Source organism: Priestia flexa NBRC 15715 (assembly GCF_001591565.1).
Classification (GTDB): Bacteria; Bacillota; Bacilli; order Bacillales; family Bacillaceae_H; genus Priestia; species Priestia flexa.
The window spans coordinates 1-5,063 of sequence record NZ_BCVD01000183.1 but is presented as its reverse complement, the minus strand read 5'-3'; the positions used below and the strand labels follow the sequence as shown (position 1 = coordinate 5,063).

Sequence of the window (5,063 nt, the reverse complement as noted above, 5' to 3'; positions counted from 1 at the left end):
TGTCTCAGTCTCTTTTGTATTTAAGAAGAAAATGCGGGTTGATTAGCTTTTCGCTTACGTTTTGTATGAACAAAAGATTGTGCATAATCAAGTGCTTTACCTGCTTGAGAAAAAAAGTGTTGCCGTCCAATTCGATCATACAGTCCAGTTTTTAGAAACATCTCTTTTGGCTGAGCATCTAGCCCTGTAATTAATAATGCCCGGTTATCTTCATTAAGCCTTTGATGAACGTTTGATAGTAGATTTTCGCCTGAGGTGTCAATAAATGAAACCTGCTCCATTTTTAAAATAACAACGTCTGCATTCGATTGAATGATACTATCCGTTGCTTCTTCTAATCGTTCAGCCGAGCCGAAAAAGAGCGAGCCTTCTAGCGTGTACATTTGAAGCTGGGATTTTTCATCATCATGGTTTGTTTTTGAAACGTGAAGCGATTGGCTCATACGCTTAACAAACATAATAATGGCAAAGAGCAATCCTACCCCAACACCTGTTGTTAAATCGAAGAATACGGTTAGTAAGAACGTAATTGCTAAAACTGCAGAGTCTGCAGTTTTTGTTTTGAAAATATGAGCAAATTCTTTTCGTTCGCTCATATTAAAAGCAACGACCATTAATACAGGTGCCATGCTTGCTAGTGGAATATGAGATGCATAAGGTGCTAATACCAACAAAACGATGAGTACAACAAGGCCGTGTACAACTCCTGAAATAGGCGAAGTTCCTCCGTTACGAATATTTGTTGCTGTTCGAGCGATTGCTCCTGTTGCAGGAATACCTCCAAATAAGGAAGTGGTCATGTTGGCAATTCCTTGTCCCACAAGCTCTTTGTTGCTGTTGTGTTTTGTCTTTGTCATACTGTCAGCTACCATAGCTGATAGAAGCGATTCAATTCCACCGAGCATAGCGATTACAAGTGCTGCTGGTAATAGCATAACAATGGTATCAATTGTTAATTCAGGCCACTGAAAAGTAGGGAGTTCATTTGGGATTGGACCATAGGTTGATCCAATGGTGGCAACCTTGTCTTGAAAAAAAAGAACGGCAATCAAAGTGGAAAATAGAATGCCTAACAACGCACCAGGAACCTTTGGAATAAATTTCGGTGCAATAAGGACAATTACTAAACAAATAATAGCTATTAGTATGCTATAAATATTGACAGCAGATAGGTTTGTGATAATTTCCCACATGTTAAGGTGAAAAGCTTCGTGTTTTTCTATATTGTGTAATCCTAAAAAGTTTGCAATTTGTCCTGAGAAGATAATAATTGCAATGCCGGCAGTAAAACCAATTGTCACTGGTTTTGGAATGAACTTGATAAACTTTCCAAGCCTAAGAAGTCCAACGGTAACTAAGATAATTCCTGCCATAAAGCCAGCTATAATTAAATTCTCATAACCATATTGCATGACAACTCCTAATAAAATAGGAACAAACGCACCTGTCGGACCTGCGATTTGGAATCTGGATCCTCCGAATAAGGAGACCAAAATCCCGGCAATAATCGTTGTATAAATACCATATTCCGGTCGAACGCCAGAAGCAATGGCAAATGCCATGGCTAAAGGAATTGCTACAATACCTACCACGAGTCCAGCGATCAAATCTTTTTGAAAGCGTTCTCCGTTATAATCTTGAAACCTAGTCGCCTTTTTCATTTGAGTATCCTCCTTTGTATAATCAATAGACGGTCTGTTCTAAGGTGATACACTTAGTCTAAGGAGCAATCGTAAAGAAAAGTGAAAGGAATTCTTAAAAATTTCTTAAAAGACGGCAAAACTTATCTAAAATATAGAGTGAAAATATGCTTGAAATTATAAGTGAATCAAAATCAATACGTTGACATTAACGTTAACGTTAGGTATTCTTATAAAGTAAAGTTTACGTTAACGTTAATGTTATATCCCTGGAGGTTTACTGTACATGTACAAAATTGATGAAGTAACAAAAATGACAGGTTTAACAAAACGAGCAGTTCGCTACTATGAAGAAATAGGGCTAATTTTGCCTCCTTCACGTACAAAGGGAAATGTTCGACTCTACACGGAAGATGAAGTAAGTGAGTTGAAAAAAGTAGCAGAAGCAAAAGAAGTACTTGGCTTTTCCCTGCAAGAACTTCAAGAGTTTATGTCGTTAAGAAGAACGATTGAACAAGCAAAAAGAGATCAGGATGTCTCAGCTCAAGATGTATTGGAAATTGAAAATATGATTCATACTCAAATGGAAATGATTATGTACAAAGTCGATAAGATGATGACATTTAAAGAGGAATTAGAGGCCATGCATAAACGAGCTACAGACATTCGGAAGCGAAAGGAACAAGAGGAATGACGCGTGTGGAACAACAACATTCTAAAAGCCGTGTTGGTCAAGTCATCACGGTTTTTGCTACGTTTTTAGCATTTATGGGAATAGGAGTTGTAGATCCAATTTTACCAGAGATTGCGGCTCAAATAGGAGCTTCTCACTGGCAAGTTGAAATGCTATTTACGTCATACTTATTAATGATGGCTATCATGATGATTCCAGCTGGGATTTTAGCTTCCAGATTTGGAGATAAACGCTTGATGGTTACAGGACTTATTATCGTAACAATTTTCGCTGCGCTTTGTGGCTTGTCTAATAATATTCCACAGCTATCCATTTTCCGTGCCGGCTGGGGGTTAGGTAATTCATTTTTCTTCGCAACTGCTATGACGCTGTTAATTGCACTATCAGGTGAAGTGAAACAAGCGGTTGGAATGTACGAAGCAGCTATCGGATTAGGAATGGCAGGTGGACCACTTGTTGGTGGTGTACTTGGTAGCTCTTCATGGAGACTACCGTTTATCGGAACTAGTATTTTGATTTTTATTGCATTTATTCTCGTTTTAACAATCGTTAAACAACCTGGTTCTAGTAGGCCAAGAAAGGCAGCAGGCTTTAAAGATATTATTCAGCTCTATAAGTGTAAGCCGTTTACCCAAGGTGCGCTTTCCGGAATGCTTTATTATTATGGCTTTTTTACGGTGTTAGCCTATACACCTCTTATTTTACCGATTAGTGCCTTGCAAATTGGTTTTGTCTTCTTTGGTTGGGGGTTATGCTTAGCTTACGGATCTGCTATTTTAGCTCATAAATTAGAAATGAAGTATCCGCCGAAACAAGTGCTGCATATTAGCTTGATTATCTTTGCTGTTATCTTAGCTTTACTATTTGTAACAGATAATACGGCGCTACGTATTATTCTCGTTATGGCATCAGGCTTAGTATCAGGACTAAACAATGCACTATTTACAAGCTACGTTATGGAAGTATCACCGTATGAAAGAGGGATTACTTCAGGTGGATATAATTTCCTTCGCTGGTTAGGAGCTGCATTTGCACCGTTATTATCAGGTGTAATCGGTCATGCAATAGCGCCTCAAGCACCTTTCTTAGTTGCTGCTATCATAGCAGTTGTAGCGTTTGTTATCATGAAAGTGAAAGTAAAAAAAGTTTAGAGATAGTAGGATAAAAGTACCGAGAGAAAGGCACGTAGCCTTTCTCTTTTTTTGACTAATTTTGAGGAAATCAAAAAATAGTGTATAATGGAGACAAGAACGTAAATTTGTGTTCTATATTATAGGAGTGTGATGCGAATGGCCACCTGTAAGAACTGTGACCATAAATGGAATTGGAAAACATCTGTTAAAAAATTATTAACGCTTCGAAACGTGATGAAGTGTCCACATTGTGGAGAAGAGCAATATATGTCCGCAAAATCTCAAAAAAGATTGTCAATCTACTTATTTACACCTCTGATTCTTTGGCTTATCTTATCCGTACTTAATTTTCCTCTTCAAAATGTAATGACGGTTACCGTCCTCGGATTTGTTGTTTCAATTATGATGATGCCTTTTTCATACGAGTTAAGTGATGAAGAAGAGCCATTATGGTAAAGCTCATGTCTACATGAGCTTTTTTTTATGCGTGTAAGCTACTAATAAAAGCCATCATCGTAACAAAGTCTAATAATAAAGACTTATTTAGTACCAAAATGTTTACAACAGATAAAAAAGGGAAATAAATTTATATTTTTCATGGCTAACGACGAAACACCTAGATATTTATTTTAGGAATTTCAGCTCATTTTTCAAGTCTCTGATGATCTTATATGCTGATTTACTCGTTTGGTTAAGCAAAAGGGTGAGATGCTTTACGAAGAAATAAGTAATGAAACATATTTTAGTTTATTATACTAAAGCAAAGTGCATGTACAAAAAGAAGGTGTATACAAATGGTAGTTCAAACATCAAAAACGGTCTTGCAACGTTTTTTTTCAGAGCGTTTTTTTGACCAAGCAGCGCAAACAGCATACTATTTTTTATTGTCCTTTATTCCATTTATCATTTTTTTATTTTCATTGCTAAGCTTCTTTCCGATTGATACCAATAATTTATTGGTGCTTATTCAGCCGTTTGTGCCGGAAAGTGCATACGATATTATTGAAAGGTCGGTTATGTCTGTTTTAAACCAAAGCGGAAAGAAATTATTGTCCTTTAGCTTAATTGCTACGTTTTGGCTTGCTTCAATGGCGATTCAGTCTCTTGTACGCTCGTTAAATGATGCGCATCAAATTGAGCGAAAGCAAACTTTTCTTCATGCATTAATAAATGATTTGATTTTGACGCTTGGCTTTATGATTATCGTGTCACTGTCGCTTTTCGTTCCAATTATAGAGGAAATTTCACGACACTTTATCGTAACAAAAGTTAAAATTCCGGATTTTTGGTATACAAGCTGGACCATTATTCGTTGGGGAATCGGTACGAGTTTTCTGCTTTTATTCTTTATCTTTTTCTATAAAATGGTACCGAGTGCCAAAATTGCATGGAAAGAAGTATTGCCAGGGGCTATCTTTGCAACGCTAGGCTGGCAAGTGGCTTCAACTGGGTTTTCGTATTACGTGAAGTTTGGTAGTTATTCTGAAATATATGGTCAGTTGGGGAGTATTATCATCTTAATGATTTGGTTTTATTTAACCGCTGCTATTTTATTAATTGGAGGGCTAATAAACGGTCATCGTTATCAACGATAAA

At 37.0% G+C, this 5,063-nt stretch carries 5 protein-coding genes; 4 read left to right on the top strand and 1 reads right to left on the bottom strand.

Annotation, left to right across the window (positions count from 1 at the left end):
- Positions 1-20 precede the first annotated feature (20 nt).
- Entirely contained in the window at positions 21-1,661 is a 1,641-nt protein-coding gene (locus BFL01S_RS18880) for a SulP family inorganic anion transporter (RefSeq protein ID WP_025911157.1), read from the bottom strand.
- A gap of 265 nt (positions 1,662-1,926) precedes the next feature.
- On the opposite strand from BFL01S_RS18880, the gene BFL01S_RS18875 reads away from it, so the two are divergent.
- From BFL01S_RS18875 to BFL01S_RS18860, 4 genes are all read left to right on the top strand, one after another.
- A complete protein-coding gene (locus BFL01S_RS18875; protein ID WP_025911155.1) occupies positions 1,927-2,334 on the top strand; it encodes a MerR family transcriptional regulator in 408 nt (135 codons plus the stop codon).
- A 5-nt stretch (positions 2,335-2,339) separates the two neighbouring features.
- The gene (locus BFL01S_RS18870) at positions 2,340-3,485 is read left to right on the top strand and encodes an MFS transporter (protein WP_061786634.1); all 1,146 of its coding nucleotides are present in this window, start codon (positions 2,340-2,342) and stop codon (positions 3,483-3,485) included.
- A gap of 138 nt (positions 3,486-3,623) precedes the next feature.
- Positions 3,624-3,923, top strand: coding sequence for a TIGR04104 family putative zinc finger protein (locus tag BFL01S_RS18865; protein WP_025911153.1), 300 nt, complete (start codon positions 3,624-3,626; stop codon positions 3,921-3,923).
- A gap of 338 nt (positions 3,924-4,261) precedes the next feature.
- Positions 4,262-5,062: a YihY/virulence factor BrkB family protein gene (locus tag BFL01S_RS18860; protein ID WP_061786633.1), complete on the top strand. Its 801-nt coding sequence runs from the start codon at positions 4,262-4,264 to the stop codon at positions 5,060-5,062.
- Position 5,063 lies beyond the last annotated feature (1 nt).